This is a genomic window from Variovorax sp. HJSM1_2 (genome assembly GCF_049316285.1).
Lineage (GTDB): Bacteria > Pseudomonadota > Gammaproteobacteria > Burkholderiales > Burkholderiaceae_C > Rhodoferax_B.
On record NZ_JBMOXA010000024.1, the window covers coordinates 17,388 to 42,500 of the forward strand.

Consider the following 25,113-nt stretch of genomic DNA (forward strand, 5'->3'; position numbering starts at 1 on the left):
CTAGGCCGCACCGTTCACCAGCCCTGTAGGAAAAGGCCGCTGATGTGGCGCCGTGGGAGTTTGCGGCTAACGCAACAACGCCTGCCGCAGCAGGCGCGCCGCGCGGTCGCGGATGCGGCCGGGCAGATGCTGCGCGGGTTGCGGACGGCTACGCGCGGCGCGCGCGGCCCCCAGAAAGTCGTACAGGATGGCGGTGTCGTCCAGCGTGTTTTTCTGGTCGCGTTTGTGGAACTCGGGATGCCATTGGGTGGCGGCGATGTAGCCGCGGTTGAGGCCATCGCGCCGGCGTATGGCTTCGGGCACACGGTCCGGCAGGCTCCAGGCCTCAACCTGAAAGTCGGGCGCCAGGTCCTTGATGCCTTGGTGGTGAATGCTGTTGACCCGCGCGCGTCTCACCCCGGGGTAGAGTGCCGCCAGGCGGGTGCTTTGCACGATTTCGATTTCGTGGAAATTCTGGTCGTAGGTCACCGGGTCACGGTGGCGCAGCGAACCCTCCAACTGGGTTTCTATGTCTTGGTACAGCGTGCCGCCAAAGGCCACATTGATGAGCTGCAGGCCGCGGCAGATGCCGAAGATGGGTTTGCCGGCCTGGGCAAAGGCTTCGACCACGGCGAGGTCGTAGAGGTCGCGCACCCGATCGCCTATCCAGGCGTCCTGCAGCGGCTCTTCACCGTAGGAACCAGGCCAGACATCGGCGCCGCCGTGCATCACCACACCATCCAGCCATTCGGCGTAATGCGCCAGCGTGGCGTCGCCACGTGCGGTTTCGCCGGTAGGGCAAGGCACCATCACCACCATCGCGCCGTAGGACATGATCCAGTGCGCAATGGACTGCTCGACATACTGCAAGGTCTTGCCGGTGAACAACGAACGCGTAGGGTCGGCGTGGGAAAAACAGGCGGACAAACCAATTTTCAGTCGTTGAGCACTCATCTCGGATTTCCAATCTGGCTATCAGACAATTGCACAGGCAGTGACGTGCAGTTTAGGGTGAGGTCCCCAACTCGGCAATTGGTTCAGTGCGCGTTGTAACGCTGCGTCAACGCCTGCAACGCCAGCAAAAGTTCATCGACCACGGGGGCCCAATCACCCTCTCGTGTTTGCCGAAACAGCCGCATCACACCCGGGTACCAGGGCGAGTCGGTGCGCTGGTCCAGCCAACGCCAGTCGGTCTGGTAATGCGGCAGCAGCAGCCAGCATGGCTTGCCCAAAGCGCCGGCGAGATGGGCCATGGCGGTGTCCACAGAAATCACCAGATCGAGTTGCGCCACCAGCGCGGCAGCATCGGCAAAGTCGCGCATCTGCGGCCCGAGATTGACCACCGGCAGCCCGGCCGGTGGCTTGGCGGCCTCGTCTTCACCCGCCGCTTTTTGCAGGCTGATGAAGTGCACGCCGGAGACTTCGCCCAGCGGCGCAAGGCACAACAACGAGGGCAGGGAGCGGTCCGCATCATTTTCAAAGCGCGGGTTGCCCTTCCACACCAGGCCTACGCGCAGACCGCCGGCCGGCAGCGACCCCGCCCAATGTGCCACCAGCGCGGGCTCGGCCTGCAGATAGGGCAACACGGTTGGCGTGTCGGGGCGGATGGCAAAGAGATAGGGCAGGCTCAGCGGCGGCACCCAGTAGTCGTAGCCGCAGTCAACCGGCAAGCTTTCGTCAAACCCCCACACGTCGTCGACCGCAGTCAGGCTGTGCATCAAGCGTTTCAGCGCCGGGTGGCACAGCAGGTCGACCCTGAGCGCCCCCGCCGCCTTGAGCTGCGCCGCATAGCGGCAGAACTGGATCATGTCGCCATGGCCCGCTTCATAACCGATCAGGATGGAGCAGCCCGCCAGGGGCTCGCCCGACCAGCGCCGACACGGCAGGCGCTCGGCCAGCGCGGCATACCAGTCGCGCGCCTCCAGCCCCATCCAACCGTCGCCCCAGCGGCCTTGGCGCAGGTGCAGCACACCGCGGTTGAACAAGGCCTTGGCATACGCCGGGTCGAATGCCAGCGCCCGCTCGTAACACGCCTCGGCTTCGTCGTCGAGACGCCGGGCCGCGTACAAAGCCCCCAGGTTGGACCAAAGGCCGGGTTGCTCCGGCAGCTCGCGCAACCCTTGCGCATAAACCATCTCGGCTTCATCCAGGCGCTTTTGACGGGCCAATAATCCGCCGTAGTTCAGGCGTGTAGTGGCGCTTTCAAGTGGCGCGAGTGGCAAGGCCAAAGCACGCTGGTAACAGGTTTCGGCCTCGGTGTCATCGCCGGCTTGTTCGCGCAACAAAGCCAGGTTGACCCAGGCCTGTGCCAAATCGGGCGCAGCGGCGACGGCGGCGCGAAAGTGCTGTTCGGCCTGGGCGAGTGCATCGCGCAGCACTTGTTTCTGCCGTTCAGTGTCATGGCCCGCCATGGCCGAAACCCCGGCCACAAAGGCGGCGGCACCAGCAGACTCCCCGGGCGAAGGCGTGGCCCGACTCATAAGAATATCCGGCCTCGTCCTACGGCCACACTGCATAAGCGCGCAGGCGCATGGGTGCTGTGCGCTGGCAGTCCAAGGCTACCGGCGTTTCTAAGCTTGAGGTATTGAAACCGTAAGGAGTCGGCCATGTTGCTCACTAGTCAAAATAATGCGGTGTACGAAGCGCATTGTGATGTGTTGGATTCGGAATTCTTCAACCAGCCCAGTTGGCGCACCGTCGTCGTGGCGTGTGTCCTGGCCATGTTCGCCTGGACGGCCAAAGCCCAGGCGCCGCAAGTGCCGGCCAACCTGCCGGGCACGGCCGGCATAGACGCCTCGGGCAACACCCAGCAAGAGCGCAGCGCCTGCCTCAATGGCCAGACGCAGCAAGACCAGGCCACCTGCCTGCGCGAAGCCAATAACGCGGCACAAGACAAAAACCAAGGCAAGCTGACCACAGAAGGCCCGTTGGGTGCAAATGCGGTACGCCGCTGTGAACCCCTGGCGGCTGATGACCGCGCGGCCTGTGAAGCGCGTATTCTGGGCGCGGGCAGTACCAACGGCAGCGTCGCGGGCGGGGGGGTGATTCGCCAGGTGGAAACCGTGGAAGTGCCGCCCGGCGCGTCGTCCATCACCATTCGCAAACAAACCGACGGCCCGGTGTTGGTGGTGCCTGCGCCACGTTGATGCCAGGCCTGGGCCGTCAAATGCTCCCGTCAAACAAGCTGGCTTGATTTGTGCCGCGTGGAGCGGCGACGCGCCAGCCACACGGCCACGGCCCAAGCCCAGAGCGCCAGGCCCCATACCCAAGACATGGCACCGCCACCCCCACCGCCGCCGCTGGTGCTCACCGGCGTATCGCTGGCAGTGGAGACCACCGTCACCATGCTTTGCGCCGTGCGGCCCGCCGAATCGGTCACCGTCAGGCTGAAGCTAAAGCTGCCAGCCGTGGAAGGCAGCGTGACGGTGGCGACGGCGGCGGTCGCGTTCTGTATGCCGACGATGGCACCCGCGACCTGGCTCCATTGATAGCTGCGCAAACTGGTGTTGGCCGCTGCAGTGCTGCGGCTGCCATCGAGTTGCACGGTGCTGCCCGCGGGCACACTGCTCAAAGCTGCGATCAGCGCTTCGGTGACTTGGCCGCTAGTCGCTATCGCCACCGCCGCAGCGGCATCCAGCAGTCCGGCGCCGCAGGTTGCCGTGGTGCAATTGCAGGCTACGCTGCCGGCTGCGCTACACGACAAGGCGCCGGGCACGTTCACATGTGGCCGGGTGCTTTGTTTCATGCGTTGGATCAATTGATCAGGAGTGAGGTTGGGGTTCACCGCCAGCATCAACGAGGCCACAGCTGTGGCCTGCGGCGCAGAAAAACTGGTGCCCAGGTATTGGGTATAGCTGTCCGCACCGGGGGCCTTGTCGCCGAGATTGCCGGTTGAATACAGCGGCTGGCTATTCGTGCCACCTGGGGCCAACAAGGCCACGGCAGAACCCAGATTCGAATAACTGGTCTTGCGGCCATCGGCCTGCGCCGCCCCTACGGCGAGCACACCGCGGCAATCGGCCGGCCGCATCGGTGCCGAAGACTCGTTGCCGGCCGCCACCACCAACAACGCCCCCGCCTTGGTGATCTCGTCGATCACATCCTGGTAGGCCGCCGAGCAAGGCTGGTCGCCACCAAAGCTCAGGTTGATCACCCGCGCCGGATGGCTGTTGGCCGGCACACCGTCCACCGACAGGCCCGCCGCCCAGCGCATGCCGTCGAGCAGGTCACTCAACAACGCGCCACATTTGCCGGCCACGCGCACGGGCAATACCGGGCCGACCCAGTTGATGCCCGCAATGCCCTGGCTGTTGTTGGCCACAGCGGCAATCTGGCCGGTGATGAAGGTGCCGTGCCAGGAGCTGGCTTCCACATCGCAGGTGCTGAAGCGCGCGGGGTCGTTCGTGCGGTCCGCCGCGCTGACCCAGTCGCCCGGGTCGCTGGCGTCGGCGTCACGCCCATTGCCATCGTTGGCGTAGACAGCATCGCTGACGAAGTCGTAACCCGGCCATACACGCCCCGCCAAGTCGGGGTGGCTGAAACGCACACCGGTGTCGAGCACGGCGACGGTGATGGCACTGCTGCCGGAGGTGCTGTCCCAGGCCAGCGGCATGTTCAGGCCCGCCGCCGCCACACTGGGCGACTGCAGGTTCCATTGGCTGCTGTAGCCGGGATCGTTGGGCGCTGCCAGGCGTTTGATGCGCACATCGGGCTCGACCGACAAAACATCAGGCTGTTGGCGCAGGCGCGCCAATGTGGCTTGCAGTTGGCTGCCCGATTCGGCACTGGCCAGGCGCAGCAGGTGATGGCCCTGGCTGCCCACGCTGCGTTCGCTTTGCGGCAGCACGCCGGCCGCACGCGCGGCGTCGATCAGGCGGCCGCGTGCAGCGGCGCTGCTTTCACGTTGCGCCGTTTCGGATAGCGGCGCGGCAGATGTAGGTTTGAGTTTGACTATCAGTCCACTCACCGCTTCTGGGTTGGACTGGGCGAATGCCGATCCCGCCAGCAGGGCCATGGCCCCCAACACAAATGCAAAACGGTGGTTCATAAAACAACTCTCTGGAACTTTGGTCACGGCTGTGCTGTCAGCCTCTCACCACATCGTGCCACAAGATCGAGCCGCCACGTTCGATAACATGGCCCTTGCATCAGCAGAAGAAAAGGTGGATTCCATGCCTCATCCCGTGCCAGATCGCAACAACCGCCGCTTTCAACCCCCTGCACCAGCACGCGCACGCTGGCCGCGATGGCTTGTCGCCCTTGTGCTGCTTGGCGCGGCGGGATTCGGCTGGCAATGGTGGCAAAACAACCACAAAACGGCCGCACCAACACCGACGCCACAAACCGCTGCGCCGCCGGCACCCGCGGCCCCCGCGCCCGAAGTCGCCGCCTCCGGACCGCAACACCCGGTGGACACCCTGGCCCCGGCAGAACCGGGCTTGCCAGCGTTGGCCTCGTCGGATGCCAAGCTGACCGAAGTGTTAAACAGCTTGCTCGGCGCCAAATCGGTGACCAAGTTTCTGGTGCTGGACGGCTTTGTGCGCCGCGTGGTGGCCACGGTAGACAGCCTGCCACGTGAACATGCACCCACCTTGATGTGGCCAGTGCAAAAAACAGCTGGCCGCTTTGGCACACAAGCGGTGGCAGAAACCCAGGTCATCACCGTCGACAACAGCGCCCGCTACGCGCCATTTGTGGCGTTTGTAGAACAGGTCGACCTGGAGAAAGCCGTGGCCTTGTACGCCGGCCTGTACCCGCTATTCCAGCAAGCCTACGAAGAATTGGGCTACCCCGGCAAATATTTCAACGACCGCTTGGTGGCGGTGATCGACCATCTGCTGCAGGCGCCCGAGCCCACCGCGTCGATCCAGGTCAAGCTGGTGGAGGTGAAAGGCGACGTGCCCTCGATTCAACCCTGGGTGCGCTACGAGTACGTCGATCCGCAACTCCAGGCCTTGTCTGCCGGGCAGAAGATGATGGTGCGCATGGGCCACGTACACGAGCGGCAGTTGAAGGCGCGGTTGACCAGCTTGCGCGCGCTGCTGGTGAAGGGGAACGTGACAACAGCAGTACAACCCGCCGCAGCCGCTTCCAAGCCCTGAACGGCAAAACGGCTGGCCGCCACTTGCATGGCGCCAGCCGTTTTTTAATCGCCTAAAGAATTAAGCGATGACGCGGACCATTTCCAGCGTCTTGTTCGAGTAGCCCCATTCGTTGTCGTACCAGCTCACCAGCTTGACGAAGGTGCCGTCCAGTGCGATGCCGGCGTCGGCGTCGAAGATGGAGGTGCGTGCGTCACCGCGGAAGTCGGTGGCGACCACCTTGTCTTCGGTGTAGCCCAGCACGCCCTTCAAGGCGCCTTCGCTTTGTGCCTTGAACTCGGCGCAGATGTCCTTGTAGCTGGCTTCGTTGACCAGTTCCACCGTCAGGTCGACCACAGACACGTCGCTGGTCGGCACGCGGAAGCTCATGCCGGTCAGCTTCTTGTTCAGCTCGGGAATCACCACGCCCACGGCCTTGGCAGCGCCAGTGCTCGAAGGGATGATGTTTTCCAGGATGCCGCGGCCGCCGCGCCAGTCCTTGTTGCTCGGGCCGTCCACGGTTTTTTGCGTGGCGGTGGCAGCGTGCACGGTGGTCATCAGGCCGCGCTTGATGCCCCACTTGTCGTTCAGCACCTTGGCCAGCGGAGCCAGGCAGTTGGTGGTGCACGAAGCGTTGGAGATGATGGCCTGGCCGGCATAGGTCTTGTCGTTCACGCCGTAGACGAACATCGGGGTGTCGTCCTTGCTCGGTGCCGACATCACAACCTTCTTGGCGCCTGCGTCGATGTGTTTTTGCGCGGTTTCCTTGGTCAGGAACAGGCCGGTGGATTCGACCACCACGTCGGCGCCGACTTCGTTCCACTTCAGGTTGGCTGGGTCACGCTCTTGCGTCAGGCGGATCTTCTTGCCGTTGACCACCAGTGCGCCGTTGTCGATCGACACCTGGCCTTCAAAGCGGCCGTGCACCGAGTCGTACTGCAGCATGTAGGCCAGGTAGTCGGGCTCGAGCAGGTCGTTGATGCCCACAATCTCGATGTCCTTGAAGTTCTGCACTGCTGCGCGGAACACCATACGGCCAATACGGCCAAAGCCGTTGATACCAATCTTGATCGCCATTTTCTTTACTCCAAAGTTAAAAATCGACCGGCGGCGTCATGCTACTGGCGTAGCACGACGCGCTACATGCTTAGCTATTACTTCGAATTGCGCAGGGCTTGCTCAACCGTGTCGGCCACGTTTTCAGGCGTGAAACCGAAGTGCTTGAACAGCACCGGCGCGGGCGCCGACTCACCAAAGGTGTCGAGGCCCACCACGGCCGCACAGCCGTACTTCCACCAGCCGTCGCTGGAGCCCATTTCCACGGCCACACGCGGCACACCGGCCGGCAGCACGCTGGTCTTGTAGGCCACGGCTTGGCGGTCGAACGTGGTGGTGCTGGGCATGGAGACCACACGCACGGCGATCTTGCGCTCGGCCAGCAGCTTTTGCGCGGCGATGGCCAGTTGCACCTCGGAACCCGTGGCGATGATCACCGCCTGGGCCTTCTTCTTCAGGCCGGCGTCAGCCGGTTCGGCCAGCACGTAGGCGCCCTTGTTGATGGCGTCCAGGCCCGAAGCGTCAGGGGCCACGGCCGAGTCGCCCTTGGCGATGTAGGCGATGTTCTGGCGGCTGAGCAGCAGCGCGGTGGGTTTGTCCTTGTTCTGCAGGGCCACGGTCCAGGCGACAGCGGTTTCGGCCGTGTCGGCGGGGCGCCAGACATCCAGGTTAGGGATCAGGCGCAGGCTGGCCGCGTGTTCGATCGACTGGTGGGTTGGGCCGTCTTCACCCAGACCGATGGAGTCGTGGGTGAACACGTGCACCACGCGCAGCTTCATCAGCGCCGCCATACGGATGGCGTTGCGGCTGTAGTCGCTGAACGTCAGGAAGGTGCCGCCGTAGGGGATAAAACCACCGTGCAGCGCCACGCCGTTCATGATGGCGGCCATGCCGAATTCGCGCACGCCGTAGTTGATGTGGCGGCCACCGACCAGTTTGCCGTCGGTGGTTTCGGTTTGCACCACTTCACCGTCGCGGTCGAAGCGCAGCGCAGGTGTGCTCTTGGTGTTGGTGAGGTTGGAGCCGGTCAGGTCGGCCGAGCCGCCCAGCAGTTCGGGCAGTGCAGCGGTGAACGATTCCAGCGCCAGTTGCGAAGCCTTGCGCGAAGCCACGGTTTCGGCCTTGGTGTGGGCAGCGACCACGGTGTCGACGGCGGTTTGCACAAAGTTCTTCGGCAGATCGCCCTTGATGCGGCGCAGCAGTTCCTTGGCCAGCTCGGGGTAGGCGGCCTTGTAAGCGGCAAACTTTTCGTCCCAGGCGGCTTCGGCGGTTTGGCCGGCGGCAACGCCATTCCAGTCGGCAGCCACTTCCGCAGGAATCTCAAACGGGGCGTAAGGCCAGTCCAGCGCTTCACGCGTGAGCTTGATTTCTTCTGCGCCCAGGGCTTCGCCGTGCGCCTTGGCCGTACCCGCACGGTTGGGCGAGCCCAGGCCTATGGTGGTCTTGCAGATGATCAGCGTGGGCTTTTCTTTCGAAGCCTTGGCTTGTTCCAGTGCGGCCGACACGGCTTCCACGTCGTTGCCGTCGATCGGGCCCAGCACTTGCCAGCCGTAGGCGGTAAAACGCAAGGCGGTGTTGTCGATGAACCAGGGGGCCACCTGGCCGTCGATGGAGATGCCGTTGTCGTCGTACAGCGCAACCAGCTTGTTCAGCTTCCAGGCGCCAGCCAGGGCGGCGGCTTCATGGCTGATGCCTTCCATCAGGCAACCATCGCCCAGGAAGGCGTAGGTGTGGTGGTTCACCACGTCATGCACCACTTCAGCGCCTTCTGGCGTGGTGGTCACACGGTTGAATTCCTTGGCCAGCAGCTTTTCAGCCAGCGCAAAACCCACGGCATTGGTGATGCCTTGGCCCAGCGGGCCGGTGGTGGTTTCCACACCAGGGGTGATGCCGTATTCGGGGTGGCCTGCGGTCTTGCTGTGCAGTTGGCGGAAGTTCTTCAACTCGGCCATGGGCAGCTTGTAGCCGGTGAGGTTCAGCAACGAGTAGATCAGCATCGACGCGTGGCCGTTGGACAGCACAAAACGGTCGCGGTCAGCCCATTGCGGGTTCTTAGGGTTGTGCTTGAGGTGACGGCTCCACAAGGCGACGGCCATCTCAGCCATGCCCATGGGGGCGCCGGGGTGACCGGAATTGGCTTGTTGTACGGCGTCCATTGCGAGTGCGCGGATCGCATTCGCCATCATTCGAGTATTGGCCATCAGGGCTGCTCCGGGTGTGTACGGGTTCGGGAAAGCCCGCATTTTAGCGGCGCAGCCTCCGGCCCCGCGCCCCGCCCGGTTTACCCCCCTCACATGCTCTACAGTGGAGGCTTCATGCATGGCCTCCATCTCACCGCTGACCTCACCGATTGCCGCTGCGACCCGGCCTGGCTCACCGACGCGGCCCGCCTCGGCGCCTACTGCCGCAGCGCCGTGGCCGATGTGGGTCTGCAGGCGGTGGGCGAGCTGTTCCACAGCTTTGGCCGGCCCGATGAGTCTGCGGGTCCCGCAGGCGTCACCGCCACCATACTGCTGGCCGAATCACACCTGTGTGTCCACACCTGGCCCGAGCTGGGTGCCGTGACACTCGACGTCTACGTGTGCAACTTCGGTGGTGACCATTCGGCGCGCGCCAACGCGTTGATGCAAGGCTTGCAAGAGCTGTTCCAACCCGGCCACGTGCAGTCACACCGACTGCTGCGTGGCCAGCCCGCTTCTGTTGATTCATGACCCCCAAAGCCCTGATCCTGGCTGCCGGCCGTGGCGAGCGTATGCGCCCGCTGACCGACAACACACCCAAACCCCTGCTGGCCGTGCAAGGCCAGCCGCTGATGGCCTGGCACATGGACGCCTTGTCGCGCGGCGGTGTGCAGCAGGTGGTGGTCAACACCGCCTGGCTGGGCACACAAATCTCAAGCTTTTTTGGCCCGCAGCGCACAATGGATGAGCGGCACCCGCTATCAATTTCATACTTAGACGAGCAGCAGGACTTTGGCGGTGCCCTGGAAACCGCCGGGGGCATCGCGCGCGCCTTGCCTCAGTTGGGCGAGATCTTCTGGGTGGTGGCCGGCGACGTGTACGCACCCAACTTTGTGTTCGCCCCCGAAGCCGTGGAGCGTTTTGCGGCCAGCGGCAAACTCGCCCACCTGTGGCTGGTGCCCAACCCGGCGCACAACCTCAAGGGCGACTTCAGCATCGACGCGCAGGGCATTGCCGGTCACCAGCCAGACGGCAGCCCACGCTACACCTACAGCACCATAGGCCTGTACCACCGCGACCTGTTCGCCCAGCCCTGGTGCGACATTGCCCCTGGCAACCCCGAGGGCGTGAAGGCCGCGCTGGCACCCCTGTTGCGTGCGGCGATGGACAATCAAAAAATCACCGCAGAGGTGTTCCACGGCGCCTGGACCGACGTGGGTACACCTGAGCGTTTGGCACAACTGAACAATGTCACCACGGACTTGAAAACACCATGAACACCGCAGCCAACCACTCAGCAGCAATCTACGCCGCCCGCCGCGCCAAACTCGCCGCCCAACTCGGCGCTGGCGGCATCGCCATCATCCCCACTGCGCCCGAGCAGCAGCGCAACCGCGACAGCGACTTCCTGTTCCGCCACGACAGTTATTTCTACTACCTGACCGGCTTTTCTGAGCCCAACGCCTGGTTGGTGTTGACCAGCGAGGGCGAGGCCACGCTGTTCTGCGCGCCCAAGGACCTGGAACGCGAAATCTGGGACGGCTACCGCCTGGGCCCGGACGCCGCCCCTGCAGCGCTGGCCGTGCAAGCCGCGCACTCGGTGGCCGACCTCGACACCCAACTGCCACGCATGCTGGAAAACCGCAACACCGTGTGGACGCCGTTTGCCACACACAAGGGCCTGGAAGCACGCATAGACAACTGGCTGAGCCGTGTGCGTGCCCGCGTGCGTTACGGCGCCTTGTGCCCCGAAACCCAGCGCGACCTGTGTGGTGTGCTGGACGAGATGCGCCTCATCAAAGACGCGCACGAGCAAGACATCATGCGCCGCGCATCGCAGATCAGCGCCGCTGCCCACGTGCGCGCCATGCAACTCTCGGCCCGCATGCTGCGCGCCGGTGAAGATGTGCGCGAGTACCACCTCGACGCCGAACTGCTGCACGAATTCCGCCGCCACGGCTCGCAATACCCGGCCTACGGCTCCATCGTCGCCGCCGGTGCCAACGCCTGTGTGCTGCACTACCGCGCCGACGCCGCCCCCGTGTGCAACGGCGAACTGGTGCTGATCGACGCCGGCTGCGAACTCGACGGCTACGCCAGCGACATCACCCGCACCTTCCCGGCCAACGGCAAGTTCACCGGCCCGCAACGCGCGCTCTACGACCTGGTGCTGGCCAGCCAGGACGCCGCTGTGGCCGCCACGCGCGCCGGTGCGCGCTTCAACGACCCACACGACGCCACGGTCAAAGTGCTGGCCCAAGGCATGCTCGACGTCGGCCTGCTCGACAAAAACAAACACGGCACCGCCGACGACGTGATCGCCAGCCGCGCCTACTTCGCCTACTACATGCACCGCACCGGCCACTGGCTGGGCATGGACGTGCACGACTGCGGCAGCTACGTCGAGCCCACAGAAGTCGGCAAAACCAGCGAACGCAAAGACCCGCTGAGCGGCGAAACCATCACCAACCGCCCCAGCCGCATCCTGCACCCCGGCATGGTGCTGACCATAGAGCCCGGCCTGTACGTGCGCCCCAGCGCGGATGCGCCGGAACAGTTCCACAACATCGGCATTCGCATCGAGGATGACGCGATCGTTACGGCCACTGGTTGTGAGTTGATTACGCGTGGCGTGCCGGTGAAGGCGGATGAGATTGAGGCGTTGATGCGTGATTGAAGGGTGGTTGACGCCTGTTCAAAGTCCTAGAAAACTGAATGTAGTTTCATGCGCTTAAAAAAAGTAACGCTCAAAAATTTCCGATGCTTTGAACATTTGGAGATAGAGCTGCATCCACGCCTAACCGTCATTGTGGGAGACAACGGCGCAGGTAAAACAGCTGTGCTGGATGGAATTGCTACAGCGCTCTCCCCAGTTCTTTCGAATCTGTCATCCACCAACCAACGGCTATCAGGTCGCGGCATCAAAGACTCGGACTTTCGACTGGAAGCAACAACAGTCAGAGGGAATGAGAGATGGATCGCAGCAGACTTCGCTCAGGTGCAAGCACAGACCTACGATAAATTGGAGTGGGACTATTGGCGCCCCTCTAGCTCAGGAAAAGAGCCACTGCACAAGATCGGAACGGCCGAACTAAAACAGCGACTACAGGAAGTTTCGGACAGCTACAAAACGGACGCACCTCACTTCACGCCTGTAATTGCTTATTACGGCGCTCGCCGTGGCTACATTGAAGTCCCTGAACGCATCCGTACAGCACGCGAAAACTATGAACACCCTGCTGCAGCATTGGTTGGATCGTTGGATGCACTGAGCAACTTTCGAGAAATGCTCGCATGGTTCGACCAAGAAGAGTCAGCAGAACTTCGATCTAACAAAGGCGTTGTAGACGAGAATTTTGAGGAGTTTTCTGCCTTAACAGCCGTACGCGCTGCGATCAGCAGCCTACTCGGCAACTCCTACCATGACCCTCACTTCAACAAAGACCATAAGTTTGTCTTGAGGCGCATTTCGGACGATGCGCATTTACTAGTCAACCAACTTAGTCAGGGCTACCAAAGCATGCTGGCCCTGGCGATGGATTTCTCTCGCCGGCTCTCCATCGGGAACCCACATCTCAGCTATGGCAGCACATACTCAAACAACGCTTTGTTTAATGCGATAAACGAACTGCGCGCGCTTGACGCCAGATTCGACGAGACGATTGAGACTGCACTTCTGGATGCTCCGGCAATGAGTGCTCCGGCCATTATGTTGGTTGACGAAATTGATCTCCACCTTCACCCGACATGGCAACAACGCATCTTGGGTGATCTGATGCGCACTTTTCCGCTGACGCAGCTCGTTGTGACGACCCACAGCCCACAAGTGCTGAGCACTGTTGCACGCGAAAACATCCGAGTACTCCGTGAGACGGACAAAGGCTACGAAGCCACTATTCCAGAGTTCAGCCCACTGGCCCACGAATCCGGGGATGCTTTAGCAAAAATCATGGGCACTCAGCGTGAGCCCGAATTACCAGTGCAGGAACTAATTCGCAGCTATGAACAACTGGTGCGTAGCGGAAACGACAAAACGCCTGAAGCCATTCAACTTAGCAAAAAACTAAATGAAGCTGGTTATGAATTTCATCAGAGCGATCTAGATACTTGGCGATTTTTGGCGCAACGAAAAAGCGAACAGAAAAAATCTTAACCATGGTTGAGCTTGAACATCGCGCACAGGAACCCGCTGTGCTAACCCAGTTTCGCGCTGACCACCCTAATGCAGGCCCCGCAGATTTTGATGACTTATCGAAGCCTGAAATCAAGGCTGCGCTGAACGAAGATCAAGATGGCCTATGTGCGTACTGTGAAATGGTGCTCCCCGCCAATGGTGGGCAGATTGACCACATCAAACCCAAAGGCGGAGCCAACGCCCACACGCATCTGTGTTTTACGTACACAAATTACGCGCATAGCTGCGTCAATCCAAAAACCTGTGGCCAAAAGAAAAAGAGTGGCTTGCTGCCGATTGAACCTGGGCCTGGTTGCAACAATGAATGGGAGCTGTTTACTGACGGGACGATTGAACCTATTGCCAATCTGGCCAGACAACGCGTTCACCAAGTTAAACAAACTCGTGACATGCTTGGCTTGAACGCTGACTCAAATCTTGTGGACGAGCGGAAAAGGTGGTTTGCACGAACGATCGAAGTGCTGAAGCAGGCACCTGACGATATTCAGCTATTTTTAGACACTGCCCCTTTCCGCCACATTTTGGCAACGGCACTGTGACCGATAACGACGCACTGATATAAAGACGCTCGTTATTGGGGGGCTATGGCAACTTCGGCGCGCTGATCTTCCCGACGTTTGCCGCGATGGTGGTGGTTTTTTACTTGATGGTGGCAAAGCCTGGTTGGGCTTAGCTGCCCGACTCAAGCCAACAGCTTCAACACCTCTTTCGCCACCGCCACAGAACTCGCCGGGTTCTGCCCGGTCACCAGGTTGCCATCGACCACCGCATAGGGCTGCCAATCGGCCACCTTGCTGTAGTTGCCACCCAGGCGTTTGAGTTCGTCTTCCACCAGGAAGGGCACAACCTTCGTCAGTTGCACGGCCTCTTCTTCGCTGTTGGTGAAGCCGGTGACGTTTTTGCCGGCGACCAGGGGCTGGCCGTCCTGGCGGCGCGGGCGGCGCAACACGCCGGGGCCGTGGCAGACGGCGGCGACGGGTTTGCCGGCGCTGTACATGGCTTCGATCAAGGCGATGGAGGCCGGGTCTTCGGCCAAGTCCCACAGCGGACCGTGGCCGCCGACGTAGAACACGGCGTCATATTCCGCTGGTTGAAGGGTGTTCAGCTTCAGCGTGCTGGCCAAGGCGGCTTGCGCGGCGCTGTCTTTGCGGAAGCGCTCGGTGTCGTGGGTTTGGCTGGAGGGTTCGTCGCTTTTCGGGTCTAGCGGCGGTTGGCCGCCCAGAGGAGAGGCCAGGCTGACCTTGGCGCCAGCGTCCAGAAACGCGTAGTAGGGGGCGGCAAACTCTTCAAGCCAGAAACCGGTTTTCTTGCCGGTGTCGCCCAGCTGGTCGTGGGAGGTGAGGATCATCAACACGTGCATGGCTGCTCTCCTGGATGGACTAGCAACGTGCACCGCGCCAGGATGACGCAATACACGCTGCTTGGCCGCACAGTATGAACCCGCCAAGCCGCGATGGCAGCGGATTTAACGCGGCTTACTTGGCTTTGAGGAAATCGCCTACTTCGAGCAGGATGAGTTCGTTGTCATCCGCTTTGTTCGGATCGCGGCTGCTGGAGAACGGCAGGTTGTTGTCGTTGCCCACGACGATGTGTGTGGCGTCGACCACATCGACGTTTTCAATCGTGAAGAACGGGAACTGCAGCACACCGTTGGTCAATGGCTTCTTCGTCAGCTTTTGCGGGTCGGCAATGTTCAGCAGGTCGATGTAGCCGATCTTGCGCACCGGGCCGCCCACATTGGCTTCCGTCATTTCGATCTTGTAGACACGCTTGAACTTGGGCAGGTCGTGGAAGCAGTCGGTGCGTTTTTCGTTCGCGGGGCAAGCCTTTTCGGGCACGCCTTCGCCGTTGTCGCGCTCGATGATCAGGCCCGTGGTGTCGTCCACCATGTTGAAGTCGCCGATGGCATTGCCGTTGGCTTCCAGCGGGTACATCCACGAGCGGCCGCTCCACTTGCCGGCCTTCACATCAAACTCGAGCACACGCAGGGCTTCCTTGCCGTCCACACGTTCGTAGTCCTTGGCGTCGGCCTTCCACACCGGGCCTTCGAGCAAGGCGTAGAGCTTGCTGCCGTCTTTAGACGCGGCCATGCCTTCAAAACCCTTGGAGCGCTTAACTTCAAACTTGACTTCACCGCCGGGTGCGCCGGGCGTGGTCACGGCGGGGTGGTCAGGGGAGCGCACGAGCTTGCCATCCACCATGGTTTCATACACGGCCAGCACGCGGCCCTTCAAATCGGCCTTGATCAGGAAGGGGCCGAACTCGTCGCCTATCCACAGCGCGCCGTCGGCGAACTGGAAGCTTTCGGTGTCGAAATCAGAGCCGGTGAGGTAGCGCTCTTTTGTGCCCTCGTGGACGATACGGAACGGCACTTTCTTGTCGGGGTCGTGCAGGAAGATGGTGTTCAGGCGCGTGAAGGCGCCGCTCTTGAAGTCCACCTTGTAGTGGTTCAGGTAGAGCATGAAGTCGGGCGAGTTGGCCTTGGAGCCGGCACCGTTGTCGGTCAGTATCCAGAAGCTGCCGTCGGGCATTTTCTTGATGCCCGAGTGGCCTTGCAGCGGCTGGCCGTCAAACGGCACACCCACGCCTGTGGGGCGGCCGGCCGACAGGCCCATCACCGCGCCCAGCTTTTCTTCGCGTGCACCATTGGTGAACTTGCCGCTGTGCTTGAGGTCTTCGGGCGCATCCTTGGGGGCGGGCACAAAAGACTGCGCAGGCAGCACGGCATGGCCGGCCAGCGTGGCGGGAAATGCGGTCTGGGCACTCTGCGCCTGGGCTACACCAACAGCCAGCACGGCACCGGCCAGCAAGGCCAGACGGAACGGCGTGGCAAAACGACGGGAAGTCACAAACATGGATAGGGTTTCCTGAAATGAAATGGACCGAATGCATCGCTACGTCAGACTGCGCCAAGATCTTGGGCAGAGACAGCGAGTCGGCGCCCAGCATCGTGACGGCCTTGCGTGACAACGCCATGACGCGAGGGGGGGTTGCGGAGACAACTTTTTGTGGCAGCAGCCATAATCGGCACCACGCGCAGGCCACCTGCGCAGGCTCCATCCCGTTTGCCTTTGTCTGCGCGCATGCCCGTCCAATTCATTTCCACCGACTACAACCCCTGGGTTGTGGCGCTTTCCTTTGCCATTGCCGCGTTTGCCTCGTTTGTGGCACTGGACATGGCGCAACGTGTACGCACACCCGACAAGACCATGGCCCGCGGCTGGTGGATCGCCGGTTCGCTGGCCATGGGCACGGGCATCTGGTCCATGCATTTCATAGGCATGCTGGCCGTGGCCCTGCCCTTTGTGGTGGGTTTTGGTTATGTGATCACAGGCTTGTCGTGGGTGGCGGCGGTCCTGGTGTCGGCGATTGCCTTGCACACGGCCAGCCGGGCCCGCTTGACGCCGCTACGCCTGGCCGTGGGCGCGCTGGCCATGGGGGCGGGCATTTGCATCATGCATTACAGCGGCATGCTGGCGATGGACATGTCGCCCGGCATACGCTGGTCGGCGACCTGGGTGCTGATCTCCATAGGCATCGCCGTGCTGGCCTCGGCCGCGGCGCTGTTGATCTTCTTTGGCTTGCGCAAACTGCATGGCCACTCCGCACGCTGGGGCCAGTTTGCCGCAGCGCTGGTGATGGGCGCGGCCATTTGCGGCATGCATTACTCTGGCATGGAGGCCGCCAACTTTGCGCAGGGCGCGGTCTGCCTCAGCGCCGACCAGTTGCGCGGCGACAGCCTGGGTGTGCTGGTAACGCTGGCCACGCTGGTGTTGCTGGGCCTGACGATGTTCACCTCGGCGCTGGACGCGCGTATGCAGGCACGCGCCAACGAGCTGGCCAAATCGCTGCAAAGCGCCAATTCCGAACTGCAGCAACTCGCCTTTCGCGACGCGCTGACCGGCCTGCCCAACCGCTTGCTGTTTGACGACCGCGTCAACCTGGCGGTGGAACGCTGCACCCGCGACGGCTCGCGGCTGGCCGTGTTGTTTGTCGACCTGGACGGCTTCAAGCCGGTGAACGATTCTTTTGGCCACCGCGTCGGCGACGAGGTGCTGTGTGAAATGGCCCGCCGCCTGGCGGCGCAGGCGCGCACCACCGATACCGTGGCGCGTGTCGGCGGCGACGAATTCGTGCTGCTGCTCGAGGGCAACCCCGACACCACGGCTGCGGCACAGATCGCCCAGCGCATAATCGACGCGATCACCCTGCCGGTGACGGGCGGCGCCCACGAGGTGCGGCTGTCGTGCTCCATCGGTATCGCCATGTTCCCGTCCGACGGACCACGCGAACAACTGCTGGCGCATGCCGACGCCGCCATGTACGCCGCCAAGCGCGGTGGCGGCACCAGTTATGCGTTTTTTGAGTTGCACATGAATGCCGGGGTGCGCGAACAGATAGAGCTGCAACGCGATTTGCGCCTGGCGCTGGAGCGTCAAGAGCTGGAGCTGCACTACCAACCCAAGGTCAGCTCCGAACGCAAGGTGATCACCGGTGTGGAAGCCCTGGCGCGCTGGAACCACCCGGTGCGCGGCATGATAGGCCCGGCGGTTTTCATCCCCGTGGCCGAACGTTTCAGCCTGATCAACGCGCTGGGCAACTGGGTCATAGACGAGGCCTGCCGCCAGATCGCCCAATGGCGCGACGAGGGCTTGCGTATCCGCGTGGCGATCAATCTGTCGGTGCACCAACTGCGGCAGGATGACTTGGTGCAACGTGTGCAGAAAGCACTGCAGCGCCACACACTGGACCCGGCACAACTGATCTTCGAAATCACCGAATCGGTGGCCATGGAAGACGAGGCGGGCACGCTGCGCACCTTTGAGCGGCTGGGCGAGATCGGCGTCAAGCTGTCGATCGACGACTTCGGCACCGGCTATTCCAGCCTGTCGTATCTGCGGCAGTTGCAGGTGAGCCAGCTGAAGATCGACCAGTCGTTTGTGCGCGACCTGGAAAGCAGCGCCGACGCACGCGCCATCGTGCAGGCGGTGGTGGGCTTGGCCCACGCGCTAAACCTTAGCGTGGTGGCCGAGGGGGTGGAAACCGCCGCACAACGCGATGTGTTGACCGCGCTGAAATGCGACGAACTGCAGGGCTACCTGTATGCCAAGCCCATGAGCGCCAAAAGCATGGGCCAATGGGCGCGCGATCTGAATCCGCCGTCGAACGTGCAGTTCGGCAACTCGACATTTCTCGATCTTTAAACTGCCGAGCCGGCGCGGTGCCCCGAGGTGAACGCCTCTTCAAACACCGAGTAAGCCGCCAGGTCGCTGTGTGCAAACCGCAGCCGCTGCCACGGCGCGGCCAGCGGTGCGCGCAGGGCCGCCAGCGCCGCGCTGCTGCGCAGACCCGGCACCGGGGTGGCCATGGCGTGGCCGTAACGCATGATGTCCAAACGTGTGGCTTTGGCAGCCAGGTCCGGGTGCGGCACAGCCAGTTCGGCCAGGATGCTGTCGCGCCAGCTGGTCCAGGGCTGCTCCAGCAGCGCGCGGCGGCGGTTCGGGTCCAGGCCCAGGGCGCGGTAGCAGGTGAGCACCGTGGGGCCAGGTGTGCTACGCAGGCTTTGGTGCATGGCGTCCACGTAGCCCAGGCTTTCCAGATTTTGGCTTTGGGGCTGCGCTTCGCTCTGGCCGTGGTAGAGCACGTTGTCCCAGCTCGGGGCCGCACCGGGCCGGTCGTCGAGCGCGGCGCCGATATGCAGATTGGCCACCAGCCAGGGGGCGTAACGCAGCTGGCTGGCCGCCTCGACCAAAGCCGGTGGCGGGTTTTGCAGCACACGCGCGGCAACAAACAAGGGCAGGGCCACGATGCAGCGGTCGGCCTGCCAGCGTTGCATGCGCTGCGCCGCAACATCCAGCACATCGACTTCCACATGGTGCTTTTCGGCGGCGATACGCGTCACCACCTGGCCGCTGTGCAAGCGTGCGCCCAAAGGTGCCGCCAGGCGCTGGCCAAGCCAGCCATTGCCTTCGGGCCAGGTGAGTACGCCGCTGCTGTCCACATCGCCTGGTGCTTCACCCGCCGAGGGCGCGCGAAAGCCGTGGCGGCTGGCAAAGTAATGCAGCCCGGCCCAGGCCGACACGCTGGTGATGCCGGCACCGTAGTCGTCGCGGCAGCAGTAGCCGAGGTACCAGCGCAGATGTTCGTCCGTCAGTTGATGCTGGTCCAGCCATGCCTCAAAAGTAATAGCATCTTGCGCTTGCTGCTCGGGCGTGAGCGGCCGATTTTCCATGGGCATGGCAAAAGCCGCCGTGTGCACAGCGGCGGCCACCAGCGCGGCAAACTTTTCGTACTGGGCCAATGTGCCGGCGCCAACACCTTGCAAGGGCAGCAGCCCCTCCTGCCACGCGCCCTGGAAAAACAAGCGTTCTTGCGGGCTGTGGCATAGATGGCGCTCGTCGTAGACCCAGCGCCCCGCCACGCGCTGGCGCAGGCCGAGTTCTTCAAGCAGGTTTTGCACCTCGGCTGCGGCCGGGCCGGGCACCGGCAGGTAGTGCGCCCCCAGCGGACAGGCGATGCCGGCCACCTGGCCGCCACGGCTGTTGCCACCGGGGCGGTCTTCAAGATCGAGCACGGCAAAGTCTTCCATGCCTCGCAGCCGCAAAGCGCGTGCGGCAGCGAGGCCGGCGACGCCAGCCCCAAGGATCAACACCCGTGTGTGCTGCTGCGTGGCACCGGCTGCAGGCGCGGCTGCGGCCGGGTTTCGCAAGGCATCACGCAAGGCATGGCCGCGCAACACCGATTGGCCGATGAAGCCGCCCTCGATGTCAGGTGTGCGTTGGCAACCAGCCAAGCCTGCCGTGGCCGCTGACGCGCTGGCCAGAAAGCCACGCCGGCGCAGAACCGGAAGCTGCACGGGCGAGGTCAATCGGCCCAGCGGTTGCGTACTTCCAGCAACTGGGGCAACAAATTGGCAAACAAGGGCGTGAGTTCGGGGTCGAAGTGTTTGCCGCTTTGCTCGGCGATATAGGCCATGGCGGCCTCGGGTGACCAGGGCTCTTTGTAGGGGCGGCGGGTGGTCAGGGCGTCGAACACATCGGCGATGGCGATGATGCGGGCCTCCAGGGGAATGGCTTCTCCGGCCAGGCCATTCGGGTAGCCCGAGCCATCCCATTTTTCATGGTGCGTCAGCGCTATCGTGCTGGCCATGCGCAGCAGGCCGCTGGCGTGGTCCTGGCCCAGGATTTCGGCACCGATGCGCGGGTGCTGGCGCATCACGTCCCACTCCGCCGCGTCCAGCGGACCGGGCTTGCGCAGCACCGCATCGGGAATGCCGATCTTGCCGATGTCGTGCATGGGCGCGGCGATCAACAATTCATCGGCCCAGGCCGCTGAGGCGCCCGCCGCCAACGCCAACAGCTTGGCGTAGTGGCTCATGCGGATGACGTGCATGCCGGTTTCGTTGTCCTTGTACTCCGCCGCGCGGCCCAGGCGCTGCACGATCTGCAGCCGCGATTCGCGCAGCTCATCCACCCGCACCAGCGACAGATGGGTGCGCACACGCGCGCGCACCACCACGGCGCTGATGGGCTTGGTGATGTAGTCCACACCGCCCGCCTCGAAGCCTTCGGCCTCGTCCTGGCTGTCGGACAAAGCGGTGACAAAAATCACCGGGATGGCTGCCGTCAAGGGGTCGGCCTTGAGGGCACGGCATACCGCAAAACCATTGGTCTGCGGCATCATGATGTCGAGCAGGATGAGGTCGGGGCGCTGCTCCTTGGCCAGTTGCAGCGCACGCGCACCATCGGTGGCAAACAACAAGCGGTAGTCGTTGCTGAGCACCTGGCGCAGGACCTGCAGATTGGTGGGTTCGTCGTCCACCAGCAGCAAACGCTGACGCTCGTCTGGAAGCGTGGTCATGTGGTCAACTCCTTGCGATCAGCGGACCATTGGGCACGCAGTTGCAAAAGCACCTGCTGCGCCTGGTCAAAATTAAAGGTATCCAGTGCTTCGCGCAAAGGTTCCAGGCACAGGGCGGGCAAATGGGTTTCCAGCGCCTGCAGCGAGGAATCCACCAACTCGCCCCGCGCCAGCGCCCGGGCGATGTCGTCCATGGCGCGCAGCACGTCGGCGCGCTCGGCATCACTGAGCACCACGGCCGCTTCTGCGGCGGCCGTCGCGGCGGGCGCCACGGCAGACGATTGGGTCGGGTCCAGGTGCTGTTGCACGGCCTGCAGCAACTCCGGCAATTCGAGGATATGCTGCTGCGCCGTGGGCACGTCAGCCGCTGCAGCCGCCGCCTCCAGCCGCTCGGCACAGGCTTGTAATGGCCCCAGCGCGAGGTTGCCAGCCACACCACGCACGCGGTGCGCCACGGCGCGCAGGCGCTGCCAATCCTGCTTGTCGTGCAGCGATTGCAACTGCTCGGGCAGGTTGACGTGTTCACGCATGAAGCGTTCAATCGCGTCGCGCAGCAACGCCTCTTGTGCCCACAGGCGCACCCCGCGGTTCCAGTCTATGGGCGGCAGCGCTGCCTTGTCGCCCGCTTTGGCAGCGGCGAGCAACAGCGGCGCAGGACGTGTGACGGGGGCGTCGACGGCCTTGGTGCGTATGCCCAGCACCCGCGCCATCTCCAACTGCAGACGGCCGGGCTCCAGCGGTTTGCTGGCAAAACCGTCCATGCCGGCGGCCAGTGCGTTGCGCCGGTCCTGCTCCATCACGCTGGCCGACAAGGCGATGATGGGCACACGTTTCAGCCCATTGGTTTGCTCGTAGGCGCGGATGCGGCGGGTGGCTTCCAGCCCGTCGACACCGGGCATTTGCAAGTCCATGAGCACGATGTCAAACGACTCGGCCATGAAGGCTTCTACCGCCACTGCGCCGTCTTCGGCCAGCGTCATGGTGTGGTGGCCGCGCGCCAGGTGGATTTGCAGCAGCTCCAGGTTGTGTGGCACATCGTCCACCGCCAGCACGTGCAGGTTGGGCAGGTAGCTGCGCGCGCTGGCACTGTGCGCCACGCTGGGCAGCTCTTGCGCCAGAGGCATGGCCAGGCGCACACGGAAGGTGCTGCCCTCGCCCACCACGCTGGTGGCCTCGATCGAGCCGCCCATCAACTCGGCCAGTTGGCGCGAGATGGTGGTGCCCAGGCCGGTGCCGCCATACTGGCGCGTGGTGGACACATCGGCCTGCGCAAACGGGTCGAAGATCCGCTCCAGGCTCGCCGCTTCTATGCCTATGCCGGTGTCGGTCACCTCGAGCACGGTCACACCTTCCGCATAGTCCACACGCAGGGTGACACTGCCGCTCTGCGTGAACTTGATGGCGTTGCCCAGCAGGTTGAGCAGAATTTGCTGCACCCGCATGCCGTCGGAGCGGAAAGCGCTGGGCACATCTGCGGGGTAGTCGAGCACCAGCTTCAAACCCTTTTTGGCGGCCGTGATGCGCAGCGACGACTGAATCTGGTCGCACAGTTCGCGCAGCGAGAAGTCGTCGATCTCCAGCTCCACGGCGCCTTTTTCGAGCTTGGCGGTGTCGAGAATGTCGTTGAGCAAACGCAGCATGGAGCGCGAGGCGTAGTGCACCGTGCCCAGATGGCGGCGTTGCGTCGGGTCCAGTTGGGTGTCGAGCAGCGCTTCGGTGAAGCCGATGATGGCGTTCATCGGCGTGCGGATTTCGTGGCTCATGTTGGCCAGGAAGGTGCCACGCGCGGCGGCAGCGGATTCGGCGCGCTCCTTGGCGCCGCGCAGCTCCACTTCCATGGCGCGGCGCTGGCTCAGGTCGGTGGCGAACTTCACCACCTTGAAGGGCTTGCCCTCGGCATCAAAGATCGGGTTGTAGGTGGCTTGAATCCACAACTCTCGCCCACCCTTGCCCAGCCGCAGGTATTCGTCGGCCAGGAACTGCCCACGCGACAGCCGGTCCCAGAATGCGCGGTAGGCCACATGCGCCACGTAGTCAGGGGTGCAGAACATGCTGTGGTGCTGGCCTTCGATCTCGGCCAGGGTGTAGCCCGTCAGATCCAGATAGTTCTGGTTGGCCGTGAGCACCCGCCCCTGCAGATCAAACTCGATCACCGCCAGCGCACGGCTGATGGCGTGGACCGTGCCTTCAAACTCGGCATTGCGTGCCTTGGCGGCCGTGTTGTCTATCATCACGCCATCGATCCAGCGCCCTTGGCCGTCACCTTCGCCGGCGCTGCCGCGGCCACTTTCGGTGATCCAGCGCATCTGGCCGCTGCGATGGAACATGCGGTATTCGACGTGGTAGGGCTCGTTGCGCGCCAGGGCCTCGGCAATGACCTGGGTCACGCGCTCCAGGTCATCGGGATGTGTCAACTGCGCGCAGTTGACACGGTTTTCCAGAAAGTCTTCGGCGGTCCAGCCCGTGAGCACACTCACAGAGTCGCTGATGAACAGCATGGAAAAAATGCGGTCGTTGCGGCAGCGGAAGGTGACCCCGGGAATGTTGCTGATCAGCGAACGGAACTGCTCTTCGTTGCGGCGCAGCGTTTGCTCCATGTCGCGACGCACCGAAATGTCGGTCAGGAATCCGACCAGTATTTGCTGGCCCGGAATGTCGACCTTGCCCACCGCCATGCGCACCGGGACCAGCGTGCCGTCTTTGCGCAGCGCCGCGGTGTCGCGGCCCTGGCGGAAACGTTCGTCGTCGCCGCTGGCCAGGAAGTATTGCAGCGCCTCGTTGCGGCTCTCCTTGGCTGCGGGCGACATGATGGTGGAGATGTCTTGCCCTATGATTTCATCGGCGCGCCAGCCCAACATACGCTCGGCGGCGCCGTTGAAGCTCTGGATCTTGCCCTGTGCATTGACCATGATGATGCCGTCGACCGCCGTTTCCACCAGCGCGCGCAAGCGCGACTCACCCAGGTGGAGTTGCAGGTAGAGGTGGCGGTAGCGCAACATGCCGTTGATGGCGATCACCAGAATCGACACGGCAATCGCCACCAGCGTGATCGGCAATGCCAACGCACCACCGGGCGCGGCGCTGTTGATCTCCACGGGCCCGACAAAACGCAGCGCGGCCATGCCGGTGTAGTGCATGCCGGCAATGGCCAATCCCATGACCACGCCGGAAATGGTGGACACCACCCAGCGCCGCAGATCAAACAAGGCCTGCAGCTTGGAACGTACGGCCAGCGCCACAACGGCCAGCACCACGGCCACCACAATCGAAGCCAGGAACCACCAGGGGTCGTAACGCATCACGTCCATCAGCGACGAAGCCGCCATGCCCAGGTAGTGCATGGTGCCAATGCCCGCACCCACCAGCACACCGCCGACGATCAATTGGCGGCGCCCCAGCGAAGGCTGCGTCAACAGGTGCAAGGCCACCAAGGAGGCGAACACGCCGGGCGCCATAGACACCGCGGTGATCAAGGGGTTGAACGTGCCCAGGGCACACACCTGGTAGGCCAGCATGCCCACAAAGTGCATAGCCCAGATGCCGCTGCCCAGGGCCACTGCGCCGGTGATCAGCGCAATGCGCCGCATGGCCGGCGTCTGGGCGGTTTGCGCCAGCGTCGCCATGTGCAGCCCCATGGCCGACGAGGCAATCGCCAACAGCACGGAAAGCGCGACCAGCCCGGGATCGTGCTGCACCCATAGGAGCGAGTCCTGGGGCAGACCGTTGACGAAAAATTGCGTGAGCATAAAGGTGGAGAATTTGG

18 protein-coding genes are annotated in these 25,113 nt (G+C 63.1%); 8 read left to right on the plus strand and 10 right to left on the minus strand.

What is annotated here, in order from left to right:
* Positions 1-66 precede the first annotated feature (66 nt).
* Together ACFQ95_RS20580 and ACFQ95_RS20585 are read right to left on the minus strand one after the other, a co-directional pair.
* Positions 67-933: a gamma-glutamyl-gamma-aminobutyrate hydrolase family protein gene (locus ACFQ95_RS20580; RefSeq protein WP_422834001.1), complete on the minus strand. Its 867-nt coding sequence runs from the start codon at positions 931-933 to the stop codon at positions 67-69.
* 83 nt (positions 934-1,016) lie between these two features.
* Complete coding sequence (locus ACFQ95_RS20585; protein ID WP_422834003.1) at positions 1,017-2,459, minus strand: tetratricopeptide repeat protein; 1,443 nt, start codon at positions 2,457-2,459, stop codon at positions 1,017-1,019.
* Between the two features lie 126 nt (positions 2,460-2,585).
* On the opposite strand from ACFQ95_RS20585, the gene ACFQ95_RS20590 reads away from it, so the two are divergent.
* Positions 2,586-3,125, plus strand: coding sequence for a hypothetical protein (locus tag ACFQ95_RS20590; RefSeq protein ID WP_422834005.1), 540 nt, complete (start codon positions 2,586-2,588; stop codon positions 3,123-3,125).
* Positions 3,126-3,154: 29 nt separating this feature from the next.
* Here ACFQ95_RS20590 and ACFQ95_RS20595 read toward each other — a convergent pair whose 3' ends face one another.
* Positions 3,155-5,026: a S8 family serine peptidase gene (locus ACFQ95_RS20595; protein WP_422834006.1), complete on the minus strand. Its 1,872-nt coding sequence runs from the start codon at positions 5,024-5,026 to the stop codon at positions 3,155-3,157.
* Positions 5,027-5,150: 124 nt separating this feature from the next.
* On the opposite strand from ACFQ95_RS20595, the gene ACFQ95_RS20600 reads away from it, so the two are divergent.
* Entirely contained in the window at positions 5,151-6,080 is a 930-nt protein-coding gene (locus ACFQ95_RS20600) for a DUF3014 domain-containing protein (protein ID WP_422834008.1), read from the plus strand.
* A gap of 60 nt (positions 6,081-6,140) precedes the next feature.
* On the opposite strand, the gene gap is transcribed toward ACFQ95_RS20600, so the two are convergent.
* Positions 6,141-7,136 carry a type I glyceraldehyde-3-phosphate dehydrogenase gene (gene gap, locus ACFQ95_RS20605; protein ID WP_422834010.1) on the minus strand — a complete coding sequence of 332 codons (996 nt, stop codon included), beginning with the start codon at positions 7,134-7,136 and terminating at the stop codon, positions 6,141-6,143.
* Positions 7,137-7,213: 77 nt separating this feature from the next.
* Entirely contained in the window at positions 7,214-9,316 is a 2,103-nt protein-coding gene (gene tkt / locus ACFQ95_RS20610; protein ID WP_422834011.1) for a transketolase, read from the minus strand.
* A gap of 114 nt (positions 9,317-9,430) precedes the next feature.
* On the opposite strand from tkt, the gene ACFQ95_RS20615 reads away from it, so the two are divergent.
* From ACFQ95_RS20615 to ACFQ95_RS20635, 5 genes are read left to right on the plus strand one after another with little or no spacing between them, the layout of a single operon-like run.
* The gene (locus ACFQ95_RS20615) at positions 9,431-9,826 is read left to right on the plus strand and encodes an S-adenosylmethionine decarboxylase family protein (RefSeq protein WP_422834013.1); all 396 of its coding nucleotides are present in this window, start codon (positions 9,431-9,433) and stop codon (positions 9,824-9,826) included.
* Entirely contained in the window at positions 9,823-10,572 is a 750-nt protein-coding gene (locus ACFQ95_RS20620; RefSeq protein WP_422834014.1) for a nucleotidyltransferase family protein, read from the plus strand. Before ACFQ95_RS20615 ends, ACFQ95_RS20620 begins: the two co-directional genes overlap by 4 nt.
* Complete coding sequence (locus tag ACFQ95_RS20625) at positions 10,569-11,972, plus strand: aminopeptidase P N-terminal domain-containing protein (RefSeq protein WP_422834016.1); 1,404 nt, start codon at positions 10,569-10,571, stop codon at positions 11,970-11,972. The genes ACFQ95_RS20620 and ACFQ95_RS20625 overlap by 4 nt, the downstream gene beginning before the upstream one ends.
* Before the next feature lie 48 nt (positions 11,973-12,020).
* Positions 12,021-13,448 carry an AAA family ATPase gene (locus tag ACFQ95_RS20630; RefSeq protein ID WP_422834018.1) on the plus strand — a complete coding sequence of 476 codons (1,428 nt, stop codon included), beginning with the start codon at positions 12,021-12,023 and terminating at the stop codon, positions 13,446-13,448.
* Positions 13,449-13,450: 2 nt separating this feature from the next.
* A complete protein-coding gene (locus ACFQ95_RS20635; RefSeq protein ID WP_422834019.1) occupies positions 13,451-14,029 on the plus strand; it encodes a retron system putative HNH endonuclease in 579 nt (192 codons plus the stop codon).
* A gap of 143 nt (positions 14,030-14,172) precedes the next feature.
* Here the strand turns inward: ACFQ95_RS20635 and ACFQ95_RS20640 are convergent, their stop codons facing one another.
* Together ACFQ95_RS20640 and ACFQ95_RS20645 are read right to left on the minus strand one after the other, a co-directional pair.
* A complete protein-coding gene (locus ACFQ95_RS20640) occupies positions 14,173-14,850 on the minus strand; it encodes a type 1 glutamine amidotransferase domain-containing protein (RefSeq protein WP_422834021.1) in 678 nt (225 codons plus the stop codon).
* 115 nt (positions 14,851-14,965) lie between these two features.
* Positions 14,966-16,345 carry an esterase-like activity of phytase family protein gene (locus ACFQ95_RS20645; RefSeq protein WP_422834023.1) on the minus strand — a complete coding sequence of 460 codons (1,380 nt, stop codon included), beginning with the start codon at positions 16,343-16,345 and terminating at the stop codon, positions 14,966-14,968.
* A 228-nt stretch (positions 16,346-16,573) separates the two neighbouring features.
* Here ACFQ95_RS20645 and ACFQ95_RS20650 point away from each other — a divergent pair, with 228 nt between their 5' ends.
* Positions 16,574-18,694: a putative bifunctional diguanylate cyclase/phosphodiesterase gene (locus ACFQ95_RS20650; protein ID WP_422834025.1), complete on the plus strand. Its 2,121-nt coding sequence runs from the start codon at positions 16,574-16,576 to the stop codon at positions 18,692-18,694.
* Here ACFQ95_RS20650 and ACFQ95_RS20655 read toward each other — a convergent pair.
* The 3 genes from ACFQ95_RS20655 to ACFQ95_RS20665 are packed head-to-tail and all read right to left on the minus strand — an operon-like array spanning position 18,691 to position 25,096.
* Positions 18,691-20,346 carry an FAD-dependent oxidoreductase gene (locus ACFQ95_RS20655; protein ID WP_422834027.1) on the minus strand — a complete coding sequence of 552 codons (1,656 nt, stop codon included), beginning with the start codon at positions 20,344-20,346 and terminating at the stop codon, positions 18,691-18,693. The genes ACFQ95_RS20650 and ACFQ95_RS20655 overlap by 4 nt on opposite strands.
* A gap of 8 nt (positions 20,347-20,354) precedes the next feature.
* Positions 20,355-21,350: a response regulator gene (locus tag ACFQ95_RS20660; RefSeq protein WP_422834029.1), complete on the minus strand. Its 996-nt coding sequence runs from the start codon at positions 21,348-21,350 to the stop codon at positions 20,355-20,357.
* Complete coding sequence (locus ACFQ95_RS20665; RefSeq protein ID WP_422834031.1) at positions 21,347-25,096, minus strand: PAS domain S-box protein; 3,750 nt, start codon at positions 25,094-25,096, stop codon at positions 21,347-21,349. The genes ACFQ95_RS20660 and ACFQ95_RS20665 overlap by 4 nt, the downstream gene beginning before the upstream one ends.
* Positions 25,097-25,113: the final 17 nt, after the last annotated feature.